General features: G+C 64.8%; 22 protein-coding genes. 1 reads left to right on the forward strand and 21 read right to left on the reverse strand.

Features of this window, described 5'->3' with window-relative positions; translation table 11 throughout:
• Window positions 1-106 precede the first annotated feature (106 nt).
• Window positions 107-382 carry a hypothetical protein gene (locus AC1GI4_RS17295; protein ID WP_143058621.1) on the forward strand — a complete coding sequence of 92 codons (276 nt, stop codon included), beginning with the start codon at window positions 107-109 and terminating at the stop codon, window positions 380-382.
• Between the two features lie 21 nt (window positions 383-403).
• Here AC1GI4_RS17295 and copM read toward each other — a convergent pair whose 3' ends face one another.
• The 21 genes from copM to AC1GI4_RS17400 form a co-directional block, all read right to left on the reverse strand.
• On the reverse strand, window positions 404-799 hold the full coding sequence (gene copM / locus AC1GI4_RS17300) for a CopM family metallochaperone (RefSeq protein ID WP_050794225.1): 396 nt from the start codon (window positions 797-799) through the stop codon (window positions 404-406).
• Window positions 786-1,100: a hypothetical protein gene (locus AC1GI4_RS17305; protein WP_206379108.1), complete on the reverse strand. Its 315-nt coding sequence runs from the start codon at window positions 1,098-1,100 to the stop codon at window positions 786-788. The genes copM and AC1GI4_RS17305 overlap by 14 nt, the downstream gene beginning before the upstream one ends.
• A 5-nt stretch (window positions 1,101-1,105) precedes the next feature.
• On the reverse strand, window positions 1,106-1,456 hold the full coding sequence (locus tag AC1GI4_RS17310; protein WP_018251229.1) for a DUF3147 family protein: 351 nt from the start codon (window positions 1,454-1,456) through the stop codon (window positions 1,106-1,108).
• Window positions 1,457-1,701: 245 nt separating this feature from the next.
• Entirely contained in the window at window positions 1,702-2,310 is a 609-nt protein-coding gene (locus AC1GI4_RS17315) for a DedA family protein (RefSeq protein ID WP_007406854.1), read from the reverse strand.
• 12 nt (window positions 2,311-2,322) lie between these two features.
• A complete protein-coding gene (locus AC1GI4_RS17320) occupies window positions 2,323-2,700 on the reverse strand; it encodes a hypothetical protein (RefSeq protein WP_007406863.1) in 378 nt (125 codons plus the stop codon).
• Window positions 2,701-2,798: 98 nt separating this feature from the next.
• Window positions 2,799-3,254, reverse strand: coding sequence for an MgtC/SapB family protein (locus AC1GI4_RS17325; protein ID WP_170172186.1), 456 nt, complete (start codon window positions 3,252-3,254; stop codon window positions 2,799-2,801).
• 113 nt (window positions 3,255-3,367) lie between these two features.
• Window positions 3,368-4,117 carry an HAD-IIB family hydrolase gene (locus AC1GI4_RS17330; protein WP_007406852.1) on the reverse strand — a complete coding sequence of 250 codons (750 nt, stop codon included), beginning with the start codon at window positions 4,115-4,117 and terminating at the stop codon, window positions 3,368-3,370.
• Entirely contained in the window at window positions 4,114-6,615 is a 2,502-nt protein-coding gene (locus tag AC1GI4_RS17335) for a heavy metal translocating P-type ATPase (protein WP_007406838.1), read from the reverse strand. Before AC1GI4_RS17335 ends, AC1GI4_RS17330 begins: the two co-directional genes overlap by 4 nt.
• The gene (locus AC1GI4_RS17340) at window positions 6,612-7,220 is read right to left on the reverse strand and encodes a cation efflux transmembrane domain-containing protein (RefSeq protein ID WP_007406859.1); all 609 of its coding nucleotides are present in this window, start codon (window positions 7,218-7,220) and stop codon (window positions 6,612-6,614) included. The genes AC1GI4_RS17335 and AC1GI4_RS17340 overlap by 4 nt, the downstream gene beginning before the upstream one ends.
• The gene (locus AC1GI4_RS17345) at window positions 7,217-7,903 is read right to left on the reverse strand and encodes a ZIP family metal transporter (RefSeq protein WP_007406853.1); all 687 of its coding nucleotides are present in this window, start codon (window positions 7,901-7,903) and stop codon (window positions 7,217-7,219) included. The genes AC1GI4_RS17340 and AC1GI4_RS17345 overlap by 4 nt, the downstream gene beginning before the upstream one ends.
• A 3-nt stretch (window positions 7,904-7,906) precedes the next feature.
• Window positions 7,907-8,290 (reverse strand): hypothetical protein, encoded by a 384-nt coding sequence (locus tag AC1GI4_RS17350; protein WP_007406861.1) that lies wholly within the window; start codon window positions 8,288-8,290, stop codon window positions 7,907-7,909.
• Window positions 8,291-8,295: 5 nt separating this feature from the next.
• Window positions 8,296-9,183, reverse strand: a complete 888-nt coding sequence (locus AC1GI4_RS17355) for a bestrophin family protein (RefSeq protein WP_007406841.1) — start codon at window positions 9,181-9,183, stop codon at window positions 8,296-8,298.
• Between the two features lie 31 nt (window positions 9,184-9,214).
• Complete coding sequence (gene fliE / locus AC1GI4_RS17360; RefSeq protein ID WP_007406845.1) at window positions 9,215-9,556, reverse strand: flagellar hook-basal body complex protein FliE; 342 nt, start codon at window positions 9,554-9,556, stop codon at window positions 9,215-9,217.
• 45 nt (window positions 9,557-9,601) lie between these two features.
• The gene (locus tag AC1GI4_RS17365) at window positions 9,602-9,976 is read right to left on the reverse strand and encodes a hypothetical protein (protein WP_007406844.1); all 375 of its coding nucleotides are present in this window, start codon (window positions 9,974-9,976) and stop codon (window positions 9,602-9,604) included.
• Window positions 9,973-10,461 carry an SRPBCC family protein gene (locus AC1GI4_RS17370; RefSeq protein WP_043060768.1) on the reverse strand — a complete coding sequence of 163 codons (489 nt, stop codon included), beginning with the start codon at window positions 10,459-10,461 and terminating at the stop codon, window positions 9,973-9,975. The genes AC1GI4_RS17365 and AC1GI4_RS17370 overlap by 4 nt, the downstream gene beginning before the upstream one ends.
• A 53-nt stretch (window positions 10,462-10,514) precedes the next feature.
• Window positions 10,515-13,760, reverse strand: a complete 3,246-nt coding sequence (locus tag AC1GI4_RS17375) for an efflux RND transporter permease subunit (RefSeq protein ID WP_007406862.1) — start codon at window positions 13,758-13,760, stop codon at window positions 10,515-10,517.
• A gap of 3 nt (window positions 13,761-13,763) precedes the next feature.
• Window positions 13,764-14,942, reverse strand: a complete 1,179-nt coding sequence (locus AC1GI4_RS17380; RefSeq protein WP_004212877.1) for an efflux RND transporter periplasmic adaptor subunit — start codon at window positions 14,940-14,942, stop codon at window positions 13,764-13,766.
• On the reverse strand, window positions 14,942-16,219 hold the full coding sequence (locus tag AC1GI4_RS17385) for a TolC family protein (RefSeq protein WP_013039111.1): 1,278 nt from the start codon (window positions 16,217-16,219) through the stop codon (window positions 14,942-14,944). The genes AC1GI4_RS17380 and AC1GI4_RS17385 overlap by 1 nt, the downstream gene beginning before the upstream one ends.
• Window positions 16,220-16,279: 60 nt before the next feature.
• A complete protein-coding gene (locus AC1GI4_RS17390) occupies window positions 16,280-16,576 on the reverse strand; it encodes a hypothetical protein (protein WP_007406840.1) in 297 nt (98 codons plus the stop codon).
• Window positions 16,577-16,649: 73 nt separating this feature from the next.
• A complete protein-coding gene (locus tag AC1GI4_RS17395; RefSeq protein WP_018251218.1) occupies window positions 16,650-18,617 on the reverse strand; it encodes a cytochrome c/FTR1 family iron permease in 1,968 nt (655 codons plus the stop codon).
• On the reverse strand, window positions 18,617-19,243 hold the full coding sequence (locus tag AC1GI4_RS17400) for a cation efflux transmembrane domain-containing protein (protein ID WP_004212870.1): 627 nt from the start codon (window positions 19,241-19,243) through the stop codon (window positions 18,617-18,619). Before AC1GI4_RS17400 ends, AC1GI4_RS17395 begins: the two co-directional genes overlap by 1 nt.
• Window positions 19,244-19,308: the final 65 nt, after the last annotated feature.

Below are 19,308 nucleotides of genomic sequence, written 5' to 3' on the forward strand. Positions count from 1 at the left end.
TTCTGGTATCGTTGACCGGCATCAAGTTCAGTGTCGGTTCAAGTAGAAGCCCTAATATCAAATACGCCGTCGTTCGATCCTATCGTCCGATGGTAGGAGAGTAGACATGCGTAAGACATTTTGGATTGCAGCGGGGCTGCTGGCTTCGTTGGTCCCTGGTACTGCGATGGCGCAGCACCATGGTGGCCGTCATTCCACAGGTCATGGTAGCTACGGCGGACATGGACGTGTGGTCGTGTCAAATCACGGCTATGGCTATGCGCAGCCCTATTATGGTGGCGGCTATTATGCCGACTCTCCGCGATACCAGTCTCGCCACTACGTGCGCGATCGGCACTATGATCGTCATTCCCGTCCGAGGCATTACCGCCGCCATCATTGACGGCGGTAAGGCTTCGGGCCGCTACTTGCGGGTTTCGCGCCGGGCAAGCCACGCCCGCATCTCGGCGATCTCGCGCCGCTGCGTCGCCACTACTTCGGCTGCAAGCCGGCGAACAGCGGGATCGCGCCCGTACCTCAATTCTATCTCGGCCATCGCGATCGCGCCTTCATGATGGGGGATCATCGCGCGCATGAAGTCGGCGTCGGCATCACCAGTGAAGGCCACGTCCATAGCGCCATGCATCTTGGCGTTCGCGGCCCGGTAGGCTCTGGTTGCGGGCGTGTCGGCCCGCTTTCCCGCATCAGCTCCCCGGGTCACGCTCGTACCGTGTTGAGCGTGCTGTGCGCTCGCAGCAGGTGGCGTCAGTCCAGCGGCCGTTGCGACCATCAGCGCGAGCGTGCCGTTAATTCCGATCATCACGTTCCTTCTCCAGTGTAGCATCATGTCCGCGCTGGCGTCCGGCTCTGGCCGGAGGTTGCCGGCGCGCAGCCGCATCGAGCTCGGCCACGGCCTGGGCCGCGGCCTCGCAGTCGCTGCCGGTTTCCTGGCCCCGCTCGCAGCGGGTGACAACCAGCCTCGCCTCTTCCGCGTGGAAACGGAAATAGCCAGCATCCCGTGGTTTAATCAGTCCGCATCCAGTCAGAGCGATGGTCGCGACAGCGGCAATGAGCGCGCGTTCCTTGAGGTTTGTCATTCTGTTCACCCGCTCGTTGTTCATGGAAATCACAAAGCGATGCCAAAGCGCCGGAGTGCGAGAACCATCGCGATATAGAGCAGGACGGTCAGGCAGCATCCGGCGGCCAAGGCTGGCCAAAAGCCAATTCCGTGACGCAAAAGGACTGGTATCAGTAGGAATAGCGGCAGCGAGGGGAGTACGAACCAGAAGGTCGCCTGCGCATGGGCCGCCATGTTCATCGCATCAGGCCGGTCGTGCCACAGCCATATCATGCCAAGGACCGAGACGACCGGTAGCGACGCAATCAGCGCTCCGAACCCGGGATAGCGCTTCGCCACTTCCGACGCTGCCGCGATTAGTATGCCCGAGACGATGGCCTTGACTGCAAGATAGTACATAGGATGCTTCGCTTACCTTGTGGCGGTGGATCTTGATGATGCGGCCCAGCGCCACTTCCCCCCGTTGCGACGCCATGCGCGAAACCCGATGCGGTAAAGCCTCCCGATCCACTTGATGAGAATGAACGTGGTTCCTCGCGGGACCAGGCCAAGGGCACTGGCGTAGCGCGTGACGAAGACCAGCATCGAAGCTGCCGTAAGCCAAAGTCCGGCGGGAAAAACGGGAGACGAGCCATTGACATTCATCAATGGCGATCCCCGGATCGCCCGAAGGTCGCGACCCGCCAGAGATACCAAATGACGGCCAGCAAGAGCACGGCGTTGCTGACCGGTTCGATGACGCTCGCCACCTGATTATAGCGTTCGCCCAGCTCGTAGCCGGCTAGCACGAGGATCACGGTCCATATTGCCGAGCCGGCAAGCGTGGAAAGCAGGAACGGACCGAGGGGCATTCCGCTGACCCCTGCTGGCACCGAAATCAACGTCCGGACTCCCGGGACCATTCGTCCGAACAGAACCGCCCAACGGCCATAGCGGTCGAACCAGCGATCGACATGATCGATCTCGTCCGCCGTCAACGTCAGCCATCGACCGTGGCGAGAAGCAAAGCGCTTCAACCGATCGATGCCGATCCAGCGCCCGACATAGTACCATAGGATCGCTCCTGCGGCCGATCCGAGGGTGCCAGCGATAACGACCACCCACAGCGAGCCGCGCCCCTGCGCGGCCGTGTAGCCCGCAAGGGGCAGGATCACTTCCGATGGAATCGGCGGAAAGACGTTCTCGGCCAGCATCAGCAGGAAGACGCCAAAGCCGCCGAGTGCCGATAGGATCGATGTTATGATGTCGAACACAAGACAGCCTCGTCAGATGATCCAATAGAAGATGGCGCAGAACACGAGGATGAGGGCGAGGACCGATCCTACGATCGCGTTTTCCAGTCGCGGGCACTCGACGTTCCTGATCCGCGCGGCGACCTGCCAAGCGGGGCGGATCGGACACCGCCACGACCCAGCGACAATTCGATCCAATTCCGCGTCCGACAGCCCGAAGAATGCTTTGGCTTCACGGCGCGATCGACCCGCCAGCCCCATCACACGCAGCACCACATCGTCCCATGCGACATCGATCGCGCTCGGCCGATCGATCATCGGGCCGCGCGCGTCACCGCCTGCCCAAGAGGGAGGCAGCAGGCCGATGATCTGGTGAGGATTGCGCTCCAACAGCGTCGCCCAGCGCAGCAAGCGGTGTTGGCGGCCCCGCGCCGGGATAGTCCGCGCCGGCGCCCAACGTCGGGTGAGGGCTTGCACTGGATGTGTCCATCGGCTCGCCTGAGAGGTCGTCATGGACTTGCCGGAGTACAGGCGTCGCCATTGGTAGCGCGCTTGAGCGGACGAGAACAGCGCAGGGTCAGGAAGGTGGTGCAGCTCAGGATGAAGGCGATATCGTATAGGCCGTAGCCGACGGCCGCCCCGAGCGCGCCAGTCGCCCACAGGCTGGCCGCTGTTGCCGTACCCGAGGCTTTGCTACCCTTCTTCAGGATCGCGCCGCCCCCAATGAAACCGACGCCTGAAATCAGACCTTCGAGCAACCTGGCCTGCGCCGGGGACGTGCGGCCGAGGATCGCGATGCCTACCAGCACGAAGCCGCAACTGGCGATGGCAACCAACGGGAATGTGCGGATGCCTGCGCTACGGGCGTCCTTCTCGCGATCCCAGCCAACCGGAAGGGCAAGCGCGTAGGCGACGGCGAGACTGATGATATGGGTGGTTATCTCCCACCATGAGCTTTGAAACATGCCGGCCTGCCTGTTCTACGCGATCGCTCCAAATCGGAGGTTAAAAACGAATGTTGGGCCGAGCGCCTTGAAGGCGCTCGTGATTAAGGCGAGGATCGTGAACATCTGCGAACCTACCGGTGCAGACATGCGATGATGGCGGCCACGACGGCGGCGGTTTCCGCAACGTCGCGCACCCTGACCGTGTCGAGGCCGATCTCGACGGCGGGATAGTCATTTCCACCGGGGAAGATCGCATCGCCGATGAACAACATGCCGTCGAGCGGCACGCCGCTTTCGGCGCTCAGGCGCTTCAGGCCGTAGCCTTTGTCGACCCCTGCCCTCGTCACGTCGATCGATGTCGTACCGCCAAGATTGATCGAGAGGCCCGGCAGCACTGCGCGCAAGGTCGCCTGCAATGCAGTGCGTTTTTTCCGATCCCGGTCCCATCCCTCCTTTTCCTTCAGCGGCGCCGCCTGCCCCAGCCCCGAAAAGGTAATCTGGCTGCCGCGATCCTCGATCCGCTCGCCCCATATGCGTTCATCGGCGAGGCCGGCATCGGCCAGCGCCCGGTCGAAGGCCGCGCGGATCTTCGCCTTCTCCGCATCGTCGAACAGCTCGGCATAGACCACGCACCAAGCCCCATCGATGAAGCGATAGAGCTTGGTGCCGGTGGTCGGCATCAACCAGAGGCGGTCGAGCGCTGCGTCCGCAGGCAAGCGCGACGCGACCTGCTTTTCGAATTGTGGCCAGTCCCCGCCCGAGATCACCGCCACATCGGTAACGGCGAGCAACCGGGCGATGATCGCGGCCATATCCTCCGATAACGGGCGTTTGCTCTCCGCGAGCGTGCCGTCGAGGTCGAAAGCGACCAGCCACTTCATGCCGCGTTCCCCGCCGGGTCGCGGTAGGCGAGCAGCCGGAGCGCGTTGATGACGACGAGCAGTGTCGATCCCTCATGGACCGCCACCGCTGGCCCGATGCCGAGGCCGAGGATGGTGGCAGGCACGAGGAAGGCGACGACGCCCAGGCTGACGAACACGTTCTGACGGATGATGCCGCGCGTATGACGGCTCAGGCCGACCGCGAACGGCAAGTGCGCCAGGTCGTCGGCCATCAGCGCTACGTCGGCCGTCTCGAGCGCTACGTCCGACCCCGCCGCGCCCATTGCGATGCCGACCGTGGCGCTCGCCATCGCGGGCGCGTCGTTCACGCCGTCGCCGACCATCGCGACCTTGTCCTCGCCGGCAAGCTTCTTGATTGCGGCCACCTTGTCTTCGGGCATGAGGTCGCCCCACGCCTCATCGATTCCGACATCGTTGGCGATCGCTTCGGCGACCTTCTGGTGATCGCCGGAGATCATTATCATCCGCGACACACCCATCTCGTGCAGCCGGCGCAGCGCGGTCTTGGCCGCTTCGCGGGGCGTGTCCATCAGGCCGATCGCGCCTAGGTCGCGGTCTCCCTTGCGGACGACCATCGTCGTGCGGCCGTTCTCGCGCAGCTTCGCGATCGCGTCCTGCGCCCCCTGCCCCAGCGCCGGTATGCCCTCGCCCCCAAACATCTCGGCCTTGCCGATCCACACCGTCTCGCCATCCACGCTCGCGGTGACGCCACGACCGGTCAGGCTCTTGAGGTCGCCAGCGGTGGGCAACGGGCGCCCATTCAGGCGTTCGCGGCCGTCGTTGACGATCGCTTGGGCCAGCGGGTGATCGCTCAGCGCCTCGACAGCGACGGCCAGCGACAGCAGCTCGCCTTCGTCGGTGCCGTCGACGGGCACGACATCGGTGATGCGCGGGCGCCCTTCGGTCAGCGTGCCGGTCTTGTCGAAGGCGATCGCCTTCAACGAGCCGAGGTTTTCGAGCGGCGCACCGCCCTTCACCAGCACACCGCCACGTGCCGCGCGCGCGACGCCGGACAGGACCGCGCTCGGCGTCGCGATCGCGAGCGCGCAAGGGCTCGCTGCGACCAGTACCGCCATCGCGCGATAGAAGCTGTCGCGGAACGGCTCGTCGATGACCACCCAGGCGAACAGCAGCAGCACCGACAGGATCAGGACGGCGGGCACGAAGATGCGCTCGAACCGATCGGTGAAGCGCTGCGTCGGCGACTTCTGCGTCTCCGCCTCGCTCACCATCTTCACCACCTTGGCGAGCGCGGACTCGTTGGATCGGCGCGTCACCTCGATCTCGATCGCGCCGCCGCCATTGATCGTGCCGGCAAAGACGCGGCTCTCCGCCTCGACCGCATCGGGCTTGGCGCGGGCGGCTGCCGCGTCCGCGACCGGCACCTTGTCGACCGGGATGCTCTCGCCGGTCACCGGGGCTTGGTTGATCGCGCTCGTGCCCGTGATGACGAAACCATCGGCGGGAAGGCGTTCGTTTGGTCGGACGATAGCAATATCCCCGACAACCATCTCCTCGACCGGGATTTCGCTGGTCTGCCCGTCACGTCGCACGGTCGCGGTTTCGGGCGCGAGCTTCGCCAGCGCCTCGATCGCCTTCTTGGCGCGTCCCATCGCGTAATGCTCAAGCGCATGGCCAAGGCTGAACAGGAACAGCAGCAGCGCGCCTTCGGCCCATGCGCCCAGCGCAGCGGCGCCGGCGGCAGCAACCAACATCAGCGTGTCGATCTCGAACTTCTTCAGCCGAAGATTGTCGATTGCCTCGCGCAGCGTGAAGAACCCGCCGAAGAAATAGGCTGCGATGTAGCAGGCGGTCGGCAGCCAGTCCGGTGCACCGGTGGCCAGCTTCTCGATCGCGTAGCCAATTCCCAGCAGCGCGCCGCAAGCGAGCGCAAAGATCAACTCGGTGTTGGGACCAAGAAAATCGGCATGGCTATGGTCGTGACCGTCGCCAGGACCGTGTTTCTCCTCGCCCGCCCCGTGCCCACCGGGACCATGGTCATGGCCGGCATGGTCGTCGGCGGCGACCCGCTTGCCCACCCGGACCTTCAACTTGCGAAGCGCCGAACGCACCTCCTCTTCGGTGGTCTCGCGGCGGTCATATTCAACCCGGACAGACCCACTGGTACTGGCACTCGCCTGCACCACGCCCGGCAGCGCGCATAGCGCGTCACTGACGGTGCGCGCCCGACGCTCGTGGCTGATCCCCGTCACCTGCCAGATCGCATGGCCGTAGCGTTCGGTGATTTCGGCGCCCGCGGCGCGCACCATCTCGCGCAAGCGCGGCAGCGGCAGCTTGGCAGCGTCGAAATGGATGCACAGGGCCGCCGGCGTGTCGCCGTCGAGGCAGATCACATGCGCCCGCTCGACGCCTTCGCGCTTTGACAGGGTTGATACGAGACGGTCCAGGCAAGCGTCGGCCGCGTCAGGAAGGTCCGGCAACAATACTGGAATATCGAGTTCGAGCTTGTCGTTCATGACGACCTCCTTTCGCTTTTCTTGGTTTCGGCGCGCGCGTCGCGCAGGATTTCGACACCGCCCTTGATGGCGATGATGGCGGTAGCGAAGCCGACCAGAAGGTCCGGCCAGTTGGTGCCCAGCCACAGCACCAGCACGCCCGCGATCAGGATGCCGCCATTGGAAATGAAGTCATTGAAGCTGAAGGTGGTGGCGGCCCGTAGGTTAACGTCCGGATCCTTGAGCCGCTGGAGCAGCCGCAGGCAGAGGTAGTTTACGACGCCGGCGATCGCCGACATGACCATCATGGTCGGTCCGATCGGCTCGCTCCCCTGCACATAGCGTCGCCCGACATCGATCAGGATGCCGCCCGCAAAGATCAGCAGCATTACCCCCGATGCGATCGCGGCGCGCGTCTTCCACGTCTTACCGTGGGTCAGCGCGACGAGGCTGAGAGCGTAAACGGCGGTGTCGGACAGATTGTCGACGCCGTTGGCGATGAGCGCACTTGAATCGGCGAACGCGCCGGATACGAAAAAGCCCGCTGCGATTGCTGCGTTCAGCAGCAGCACGATCCAGAGCGTGCGACGCTCCTGCGTGCCCGCGTTGTCGTTGCTCGCATTCATCCCATGATCTCCTCGAGCGTCAGGAGGGCGAGGAACCCTACGAAGAACATCGAGCTGATGAGCGGGGTGTCAGGCTTCTCGTGCGCCTCAACCAGCAGCTCTTCCGTGACGAGGTAGAGCAGCGCCATCAGCCCAAAGCTCAGGAAGCCAGCGACCATTACCGGCGAGAGCGTGGCGACAGGAACGGCAGCGAGCGCGCCGATCGGCAGCAGCAGCGCCAAGGCCGAGACGATCACGATGATGCGCAGGCGCGAGCGATAGGTTTCCGCCAGCTCGTTGGTCAGTGTCAGACCCAGGAAGAGCACTTCGAGTGTCAGCGCGATCGTCAGCAGAAATCCCGCCTTCTCGCCCGCGACGAACGCAAGGCCGAGCACCAGGCCATCGACCAGGATGTCGATGCCGATCGCGGCGAGCAGCGCCATCGGCCCCTTGAAGCGGGCCTCGAAAGCCTTGAGACCCAGCATCGTTACGACGCCCGCCGCCCCGCCGATCAACGTCGCGCTGGGCGAAGCCTCATGCTTGACCTGCGGCAGGATTTCAGTCGCTGCCGCCGCGAACACGACGCCGGCAGCAAGATGCTGTAGCCCCGCCACGAGGCCAGGATTTAACTTTGTGCGGCTCGCGATGATCGCGCCGATTACGACCGCCAGCACAGGCGCAAGCGTGTAAAGCAGTGCCTGCATATCCTATGATCCCTCCGGGGTTCGGTGACAGACGTGGATTTTCCCGCGCCGCATGAAGGCGATCGCCCCGCCCGCCACGACCGCCCGTGACTGGTTGCCGCGAAATTCATCACCGGTTCGCTGGGCGCGCAGGATCTCGGTCCTGCCCTTCGGCAGCCAGGTGACGGCCATCTTCAGGCCGTCGTCGATGAAGTCGACATCGGCGCGGGTGCCGTCGTCGCAATACATGATGCGCTGCGCGATCAGCCTTGGCGTCACACGCTTGTCATGAGCCGGTTCGACAGGTTCGCTCGGAGCCGGGTTGCACGCCCCTACAATCACGCCGGTGACGAGAACGGCGCCAACGCGCGCGATCGTGAGCCCGGGCAGATGCAGCAAGGCGCGCATGCCCATCACCACAGCACCCCGTGATCAGGTGTCAGCGGCTCGGGGGCCGGAAGTCCCGCGGTTTGGAGAAGGTCGATCTCGATCGTGCGGCACATGGCCGTGAGCGGGACATCGTGGACGCTATTGGCGAACGGATCGGTCAGATCCTCGCCGATGCTCAGCACCGCGAGGAAGACGAGTCCGATCAGCGTCGATCCGATCGGCGTGGCAAGGCCCAGGGATTCGACCAGCGCGATCGGGAGCAGCACGCAGAACACACGCGTGAAGAGGTTCGGGAAGAACCGAAAGCCATTGGGCAGCGGCGTGTTCTTGATCCGCTCCATGCCGCCCTGCGCATTGGCGATGTCGATCAGGACGCGCTCCACAGTTGCCTGCTGGATCTCGGTGATCCGACCTTCCGCGAGCGCGTCAGCGTAAATGCCCGATATGTCCTCCAAGAGCGCATTGGCAGGGTTCAGGCGAGTGACCGCCATATCGGCGACCTCCGTTCCGGCGACCCGGGCAATTTCTTCATAGGGCGACTGTCGGCGAAGCTGGCAGCGCATCGAGTGCGCAAAGGCGATCTGCCTCAGGATGATGTGGTGCCGTATCTCACTGCCCTCGGGTTCCCCCTTGGTCAGGCTGCGCGTGATCCGGGCCAGACTGCGCGAGGAATTGATGAGCGCGCCCCAAAGAGTTCGCGCTTCCCACCAGCGTGCATAAGCGGCGTTGGTCCGAAACCCCATGAAGAGCGCGATGGCAGTGCCGAACAGCGCCGTCGGCAAAGGCGGTTCCTTGATCGGGGTCATCATGTGGAATGCCGTCACCGCCACGTCCCACACGAACAGGATCGTGAGGGGCTTCCAAACCTCGACAATAATCTGCGTAAATCGTGGCCTTGTGCCGACAATCATACCAATACCGCCTTAGTTATCTCCGCGATCGTCATCCGATCGGCATGTTCATGATGTCTCGATATGCAGACAGCAGCTTGTTCCGGACTTGCAGCGTCGCCTCGAACGTAATGGATGCACGGCTCTGGATGAGCGCGACGGTCGCAATGTCGGTGGTTTCGCCCCGTTCATATGCTTCGGTGACGACATCCTCCTGCTCCTGGGTCTCGTTGACCTTCGCCACCACGGCATTGAGGGTGTCGGCAAAGGTTGAGGCTGGAGCGGTCGGCGTCACGCCGGGCGGTGCCGTCGGCTGCGCCTCGCGCAAGGCGCGGCTTCGCGCGATCACTTCGGCGCGAATGGCCATCACATTCGAGATCGACGTGTCAGACATCGTTTCTCTCCCGTTGCAGTGCGACGTGTCGGAAGACAGGACGGTTCATCGGGTGCCCTCCCGTTCGCAGGTCCGCGTGCGGCCTTCGCCTTCCACGATGGTGAGCTGCGACCCCTTGAAGGTCGCGGTGGCTGTCTCGCCGACATATTGGAGGCCCTGCGCTGGCGCGGTCAGCGTCATGGGCACGGCGCTGCTGGAGCGCCGCAAATCGATCTGCAGGCCGTTGTCCTTGTAGTCGACGAACAGCGGTTCCCCGTCGGAACAGCGATAGGGATGGCGCCCCATTTCCCCGGTCGCCACGGCGCTGTCGGACGAATGGATTTGCTGCTCCGTTGGCGGGGCTGGCGGCTTGCTTTCCGTGCAAGCCGCCAGCCCGATAACGAGGATGAGGGCGGGCAGAACCCGCTTCAACGGCGTCATCGCGCCTTCCTCCTGTACCGGGAGGGGACGCGCTGACGATTGATCCCACGGGCAGGCTGACCCACCCGCCAGCGCAGATAGGTTGCGAGGCGATCGTCAGCCTCGATCATCAGGGACCGCAGGCGACGCAACATCATCGCCGCGAACGGCAAAGACAGCGCCCCGCGCAGCGTGCAGCTATGTGTTAGCCTGGTGCCACCGTCGTCCCCTGCCAGCTCGTACCGCTCTTCGAGCGTGAACAGATAAGGGATGCCGCAGGACCAAGCGAAGGCGTGCGGCTTATCGAATCGATCAATCCGTGCTGGCGTCCGAATTGGTCGGGTGATGCCCTGGATCGCGAAGGTACATTCCGTCTCGCCAAGCTGGCACGGGTTGTCGAGGAATACGAGCGGACTCCAAGCCCGACGATGATCCGGATCGGTGATCGCCGACCAGATCCGCAGTGGCCCGCCGTGAAGCATTGAGCTGGTTATGGTGCGAGGCATATCCCCATCTCCCAGAGATGAGCGGGGCGATCGCGGATCGCCCCGCTCACCCTTCAGGCCAAGTCGTTCACGAAGGTCTGACCGTGGTCGTCCCCTTCATGCTCCTCATTGTAGTGCTCGGGCTTCTCGATCACTTTCTGCCCGAACCGGGCGTAGAGCGTCGGCAGCACGAACAGCGTCAGCAGCGTTGCCGAGATCAGGCCGCCGATGACGACGGTCGCCAATGGCTTCTGCACCTCCGCGCCCGCGCCTTCGCCAAGCGCCATCGGCACGAAGCCGAGGCTGGCGACGAGCGCGGTCATGACGACGGGCCGCAGACGCTGCATTGCGCCGACATGGGCCGCCTCTTCGCGCGATAGCCCCGACCGGATCAGGTCCTGGATCGAGCTGACCATCACGAGGCCGTTGAGGACCGCGATGCCCGACAAGGCGATGAAGCCAACCGCCGCCGAGATCGAGAAGTCCATGCCCCGCAGGAACAGCAGCAGAACGCCGCCCACCAGCGCGAAGGGCACGCCGGTGAAGACGATCGCGGCATCGCGGACCGATCCCAATGCCCCGTAGAGGAGCAACAGGATCAGGATGAAGCAGGCCGGAATGACCAGCTTCAGACGTTCGCTTGCCGATTGCAGGTTCTCGAACTGGCCGCCCCATTCGAGATAGGCACCAGCGGGCAGCCGAACCTGGCTACCGATCGCCGCCTGCGCGTCCGCAACGACACTGCCGACGTCGCGACCGCGCACATTGGCTTGCACCACCACGCGACGCTTCCCGTTCTCGCGGCTGATCTGGTTGGGACCATCGACCACCTTGATGTCGGCGACGCTCGAAAGCGGCACATAGCCACCCCCCGCCAACGGCACCTGCACCTGTTCGAGAAGGCCGATGTCCGCCCGTTGCGCTTCAGAGAGCCGTATCACGACCGGAAAGCGCCGATCGCCCTCGAAGATCTGGCCCGAGGTGCGCCCGCCGATTGTCGCGGTGACGATGTCCTGCACATCTTGGGCAGTGACGCCCAGACGCGCCATTGCGTCGCGATTGACGCGAATGTCGAGCATGGGCAGGCCCGTCGTTTGCTCGACCTTCACGTCCGCTGCGCCCTGCGTCTTGCGCAGCACCGCAGCAACCTGCTCGGCCGTCCGGTTCATTTGTGTGAAGTCGTCGCCGAATACCTTCACCGCGATATCGCCGCGAACGCCGGCGATCAGCTCGTTGAAGCGCATCTGGATGGGCTGGGTGATCTCATAGGCATTGCCCGGGAACTTCGCGAGATTACCCTCGATCCGACTTACCAGCTCCTCCTTGGGAAGGTCGGGGTTCGGCCAGTCCTTCCGCGGCTTCAGGATGACGAACATGTCGGTCGCGTTCGGCGGCATCGGGTCGGCCGCCAGCTCGGCGGTGCCCGTCTTTGAATAGACGAACGCCACCTCCGGTTGCTTCGACATCATCCTCTCGATCGGCACCTGCATCGCCTGACTCTGCTGGACCGACGTTGCCGGGATGCGGAGCGACTGGATGAGCAGATCGCCTTCATCGAGCTGCGGCAGGAACACCGAGCCGAGCGTGGTGAAGGCAAGCGCCGCCACCACAAGGCTGCCGACACCCGCCCCGATCGTCAGGGTCGGGCGCTTCATCGCCCGGTCGAGACCGGGTTCGTAGCGCTTCTTCAGCCATGTGATGATGCGGCCGTCCTTCTCCTCCACCTTTTTGGACAGCCAGATCGCGATCATGGCGGGGACGAAGGTGAGCGACAGGATGAAGGCGAAGCCGAGCGCGATGATGACGGTGAGCGCCATCGGCACGAACGTCTTGCCCTCCACGCCGGTCAGCGTGAGTAGCGGCACGTAGACGAGGATGATGATCGCCTGTCCGTAGACCGAGGGCCGGATCATCTCGCGCGCGGCGGCTGCCACGGTCGCGAGCCTTTCCTTGACGCTCAGCAATCGGCCTTCATGATGCTGTTGCTCGGCAAGCCTTCGCAGCGCGTTTTCAACGATGATGACGGCGCCGTCGACGATCAGACCGAAGTCCAAAGCCCCAAGGCTCATCAGATTGGCCGAGACCCCAGCGCGCAGCATACCAAAGCCTGTCAGCATCATGGTGATCGGGATGACCAACGCCGCGATCAGGGCCGCACGGAAGTTGCCGAGCAGCAGGAAGAGCACGACGATGACCAGCACCGCGCCTTCGGACAGGTTTTTCGCGACCGTCTTGATCGTCGAATTGACCAGCTCGGTGCGGTTCAGCACCGGCTGAATTACGACGTCAGGAGGCAGCGAAGCGTTGATCGTCTTCAGTTTCTCAGCGACCGCGGTCGACACGATGCGGCTGTTCTCGCCGATCCGCATGATCGCCGTGCCGACGACGACTTCGGTACCGTTCTCCGATGCCGAACCCATGCGGATCGCCTGACCCGTCTTCACAGTCGCAACTTGTTCTACCGTGATCGGCACGCCGTTACGTGTCGCGATCACGGTCCTGGCCAACTCGCTGGCATTGCGAACGAGCGCATCCGAGCGAACAGCCAGACCTTCGCCATTGCGATTGACGAAGCCACCGCCGACGCTGGTGTTATTGCGCTCCAGCGCATTTCCCAGGTCCGTCAGCGTGATGCCGAGCGAGGCCAGCTTCTGCACGTCGGGCACGACGAGGAACTGCTTGGCGTAACCGCCAATCGAGTCGACACCGGCGAGGCCCGGTGTGGTCTTCAGAAGCGGCGTCACGATCCAGTCCTGCGCGGTGCGCAGGTAGGTCGCCTTGTCCTCTTCGGTCGTCAGTCGCTCGCCCTCTGGCGTGATGTAGCTGCCATCGGGCTGTTGGCCCGGTTCACCGGGCTTGTGCTTGTCGTCCTCGCGATGATCGAGACGAACGGTGTACATGTACACCTCGCCCAGGCCTGTCGCGATCGGACCCATTTCAGGGTTCACGCCGTCGGGCAGATTCTCTTGCACGCCCCGCAGACGCTCGCCCACCTGCTGGCGGGCGAAATAGATGTCCGTCGCGTCCGAAAAGACCGCCGTGATCTGCGCGAAGCCGTTGCGGCTCAACGAGCGCGTATATTCCAGGCCGGGGGTGCCGGCGAGCGCGGTTTCGATTGGAAACGACACCTGCTTCTCGACCAGCTCGGGCGAGAGGGCAGGCGCGCGGACGTTGATCTGGACCTGATTGTTGGTGATGTCCGGCACCGCGTCGATCGGTAGCCGGTAGAGGGAAAAGGCGCCGATGGCGGCGACGATGACGGTGAGGAGCAGGACTAGCCAGCGCTTCTCGACCGCCCAGGTTACGATACGGGCGATCATGGCTTAATCCTCGTGGCTCGCTTCGCCCTTGCCGATCTCGGCCTTGAGCGTGAAACTTCCGGTGGTGGCGATCTGTTCGTTGCCGGTCAGGCCCGACCGGACGATCACCGTGTCGCCCGACGCATCGCCGAGCTGGACCGGGGTCGCCTTGAAGCCGGTGGGCGTGCGCACGAACACGACCGACTTGCCCTCGAAACTCTGGACCGCCGTCGTCGGCACGCGGACCGCCCCGCTCCCGCCGCTGCCCGTGAGCTGCACGGCTGCCGTCACAGGCTCGCCGACCCGCCATTCGCCACCGCGATTGTCGAGGGTGGCGAGCGCAGGCACGAGCCGCGTCTGCGGATCAAGCGCCGGCGACACGAAGGTCACGCGGGCGGTCGCCTGACGGCCTGCCGCCTTCACCAGCACCGTATTGCCGGGACGCACCCGGCCCGCATCCTCGGGCTTGAGATTAAGCGCGATCGACACCTGGCTCAGGTTGGCGATGCGATAGAGTTCGGCATCCGCCGCGACCGTTTGTCCCAGCGTCACGGGGCGCGCAATGATCTGGCCCGAGATCGGCGCGGCAATGCCGAGCCGGTTGAGCCCGCCGCCGCCGACACCCGCCGCCGAAACCATGCTCTGCGCCTGCGTCAGGGCGATCCGCGCCTCCGTCGCCGCTGTGCGGGCGGCGATCAGATCCTGTTCAGGGGAGACTCTCTGCGCGAACAGCCGCTGTTCGCGCGCGAGGTTCGAATTAGCGAGCTGAAGCCGCGCCCGCGCCGCCTCGACCTCGCCCTTGATCTGCGCCGCCTCGCGGCTTTCGATGACCGCAATGGTCTGGCCGCGTCCGACCGATTGGCCGAGGTTACGGGTGAGCGCGACCACGCGTCCCGCAATTGCGGCCGAGACGACCTGCGTTCCCTGTGGGTCGCCCTCGATGATCGCGGGCAGCTCGATCGTCCCGGCCCCGCCGATGATCGGCCGTCCGACCTGGACGCCCGCTGTGGCGATCTGGTCGGCACCCAATGTGACGACGCCTTCACCGGCATGACCGCCTTCAGCACCGCCCTTTTCCGTGCCCGCTGCCGTCTCATTGGCAGCTGCGCCTTCGGCAGTTGCCTCGTTTCCGCCATCCTTGCCGCCGCAGGCAGCCAAGAGCAGGGCGAGCGACGCCGCGCCCGCGAGATAAAAGCTCTTCATCACTGATTCCCCCCATTGGGCGCACGAGCGGTCAGTCGCTCCACTTGCGCGCGGGCATTCTGGTAATTGGCAAGCGCGTCGATCGCGGCGACCCGCGTTTCGGCGAGCGTGCGTTCAGCATCGAGCAATTCGAGCTGGCCGAACTTGCCCTCGCGATAGCCGATCCGCGCGATGCGGGCGGCCTCCTGTGCAGCCGCCAGCGCCGGCCCCGACGCCGCACGAGCCGTCGTTGCGGCATTGGCCGCCTGCGCCTGCGCGTCCGTGATCGCCTGTTCGATGTCGAGCGCGGTCACGCGGCGCTGCGCATCCGCCTGGGTCCGCTGCGCGGTCGCCTGCGCAATCGCGGCGCGACCATTGTTGAACACCGGGATCGGGATCGACACGCTGAACACCGCCGCCATGTCGTTGGTCGCTTCCAGGCGGCGGATCGACGGCCCGACGTTCAGGTCAGGCACGCGATTGGCGCGCGCGAGCCGCACGCCGGCTTCGGCAATGGAGAAATCCGCGTTGGCTGCCGCCAGCGCGAGTGTGCCGGTCGTGTTGACCGGTGCCAACGGCCCATAGACGTTCACATCGGGAAGGCGATCGAGCAGCGTGTCATCGAGCAGGCCGTCGATCGGCCGTCCGATCCGACGCGCCAGATTGGCGCGGGCCGCCTCGGCCAAGCGAAGCTGCCGCTCCACATTGGCGTCGGCATTGATACGCGCGACATCCGCGCGCTGTTGCTCGAGTGGCGATGCCCGCCCTGCCTGCACGCGAACGCTCGCGGCCCGCAGCGCATCGCTGGCGATCCGGGCCTGATCGCGGGCTGTCATTACCCGGCGATCGGCCGCGACCGCTTCGACATAGAGCTGCGTTACCTGAAGCCGGACATCCGCCGCGATGATCGCGGCCTGGATCTCGGCCCGGGACAATTGCGCATTGGCGACCGCGACGCGGGCGCCGCGCTTGCCGCCTAGCTCGATCGGGATCGCAAAGCCGACCGTGGTTTCCGCGCTGCGGACCCCCCGATACGGCCCGGAGCCGATGACATTCTCGACTTGGCCTTGAACCACCGGATTGGGCCGCAAGCCGGCGACTGTGCGACCTGCACGGGCCGCGTCGATTCCAGCTGTCGCCGCTTCCGCAGCAGGGGCCGAACCGCCCGCTGCACTGACCGCTTGGTCAAGCGTGTAGACCGGCGCATCCTGCGCAACAGGCGCGGACGGTCCGACCTGCGCCTGCGCCATCGTGGCGCAAGACGCTGCGGCCAGCATGGCCGCGAGGATACGATTCATGAAAATAGGACTCCTGACGATGATCGACAGGGGCGCGCCAACGCACGCCCAAATCGGACGTCAGGCTTGGGGGGGCCTCAAATGGACCATGCCGGTGCGGCCGTCGAGCGACGCAGAGGCGGAGATTGTCGGCTTGGGCACTGTGAGGACGGGGGTATATTCCATCGTCGTGCGCGCAGGCGCGCCGACGTCGTGTCCGTGACAATAATTGTGATGATGCGGGACATTCTTGTCCGAGTCCGATGGCACCTGATCGATGTCACCGGCGGTATGGACCGTGAACTCAACGCCCGCGATGCTTCCCCCCGCCAGATCGGCGGCATGGGCCATGCCGGAGAAGCTGGTCAGGACCAGCATCAGGCATGTCAGGAAAGGCAAAAAGGCTCGCACTAGCTTGCCTCTATCACGGAAGGGTTTTCATGTCATTGCACTAATTCGAACCAAGGGTCACTGAGCCGGAACCCGAGCGGGATCGGTCGCGCCCGTTCCAGGCGAACCCGACCGCAATGGCGACCGCCATCAGGAGTTGCGCCAGCACCGATTGCCAAGTGGGAAACACGCCGAGCATCGACAGCCGTGGCACGTCCGCGAGCGGTGCGATGTTGATAAGGCCGGCTTCCTGGAGCGCGGCGACGCCTTTACCCGCCAGCACGACGGTCAGGACCGCCATGAGCCAGGAGCTATAGCGGAAGAACTGCGCGATCGGCAGCTTGCGACTGTAGCGAAGCATGGCCCAAGCGATCAGGCTGAGCAGTCCAATCGCCGACCCGGCCCCCGCGAGAAGCATCCCGTTGTCACCTTGCGCCGAAAGCGCGGCATAGAACAGGATCGTCTCGAAGACCTCGCGATAAACTACGACGAACGCCAGCCCGAACAGGAACCAGCCCGACCCGCCCGAGAGCGCCCGCGACATCTTCTCGCGAATATAGCGCTGCCACTGATCGGCCTGCGCCTTGCCGTGCATCCAAATCCCGACCGAGAGCAGCACGACCGCGGCGAACAGCGAGCCAAACCCTTCCGTCAGCTCCCGGCTCGCACCGCTGATCCCGATCGCATAGGTGGCGACCGCCCAGGTGATCCCGCCCGCGATGATCGCGCTGACCCAGCCGCCATGCACGTACCGCAGCGCCTCGCCGCGCTCGGCTTTACGCAGGAACGCGATCATGGCGACAACGATGAGCAGGGCTTCGAGCCCTTCACGCAGCAGGATCGTGAACGCGCCCAGGAACGTGGACGCTTCGGTGGCGGCATCAGGCGCGAGCGCCGCTTCCGCATCGTCGAAAAGGCCGCCCAGTACTGCGACCTTCTCCGCGAGATCATCGGGCGACGCGCCCCGGTCGATCGAGGCGCGGAACTCCCCCATCGCGCCCTCGATTCGACCCATCAGCGTCGCGTCGCGCGCGGTGAGTGTTGGCTCGATCGGCTCGAACCCATCGAGATAGGCCGACAGCGCCAGCTCTTTCGCCATGCGCGCATCGCCGCGCCGCGCAGCCGCCACGCTTTCGGCGAGTTTGGCGCGGGCGACCGCGAGCGAGCCGGGAGCCTGTTGTATCACCTGTTCGGGATGACGACGCAGGAACGCGAGCACGGCGTCAGCCTTGGCGTCGCCGATCGCCGCGCCGAGCGCGGCCGGGGTGAGCGCGACCAGGGTTTTCAGGTCCGGAATGCGCCGGCGAAGGGTCGGGTCGGATTTCCAAAGCCGCTCGCCTTCGCGCGCCTGCGCATCCGTGAAGGCGAAGCTCCCGGCTCGGAATGCTAACGCCCAGCGCTGATCGTTGGGCAGATCGGCGAAGCTCTGCATCGCGGTCCCGTCGATGCCTTGCGTCACCACCTGATAGAGCGCGAACACGCTGCGCTGGCGCGCGCGCTCGGCATCGGTGAAAGCAATCGGGGGCGTAGCGAGCTTGGCGGCGTCAGGGCCACGGCCGTTGCCCGTCATCCCGTGGCAGGACGCGCAGGATTGTCGGAACAGTGCATCGCTGGAGACGAGGTTCGGAGCCTTATCGGGCGCGAGCGGCACCGGGTAGGCGCGCAGCAGATCGGCCGCGAGCCCGTGCGCCAGTGTTGCCACCTGTTCAGTCGATCCCTTTTCCGCGATTACCGCTTGGAGGTTGGCGGCCCGCTGAATGAGGGCTTGGCGCTCCGGCTTCGCCGGCAGGCCTTGAAGCCGTGTCGAGACCGACGCGGCAAACTCATTCATTTCGGCGTATTCCGACGCGCTCTTGATCCGACCGTTCGCGACCGCGCCTCCATAATCGACGGCCATATAGTCGAGCAGCCGCCATGCGGTTTGCACGTCGCCGGGTTCGGCGAATGCCGCAGCAGGGATCAGCAGCGCAGCGAGCGCGGCGAGCAGCCGCAGCGAGAGCATTGCCCGGATCAAGGTGAGCAGACGCACTACCGCTCTCCCAGTTCGCGCCGAGCGCCAGTGACGATTTCATAAGCGGAGTGGAGGAACAGGAGGGCGATGAGGCCGGCGACGGCGAGGTCCGGCCAGGCGCTTCCTGTCCACGCCACCAGACCGGCCGCGGCGATCACCGCGACATTGGCGAGCGCGTCGTTGCGGCTGAACAGCCAGATCGCGCGAACATTGGCGTCCCCTTCCCGGAAACGCGCAAGCACCAAGGCGGACACGACATTGATCGCGAGCGCGACAACGCCGATTGTGCCCATCAGTTCGGCATCCGGCGCGGTTGCGTTCAGGGCGCGCCAAATCGCGAAACCGATTACGCCCACGCCAAGCGCACCGAGAAACAACCCCTGCGTCAGCGCGACCTTTGCCCTCGCCCGTGCGGACCAGGCAAGCGCGAGAAGACCGATAAGGCTGATCGACCCGTCCCCGAGAAAATCGAGGGAATCCGCTTTCAGCGCTTGGCTATCGGCGATGAACCCGCCGAACAGCTCGGCGACTCCGAAGCCGAGGTTGAGCACCACGACGGTCAGCAGCGCACGGCGATAGGCCGGATCGGTTTGCGCGCGCGCGGGCTCCCCGTGGCACCCGCAGCTTTCGGTAGAAGCATTCATGCGGCCTTCCTTACCACCTCCAGTCGCTGTAGAAGCAAGCGAAATGTGCGACACGTTCGCATAAG

It is taken from the genome of Sphingomonas sp. 77B (assembly GCF_056497825.1).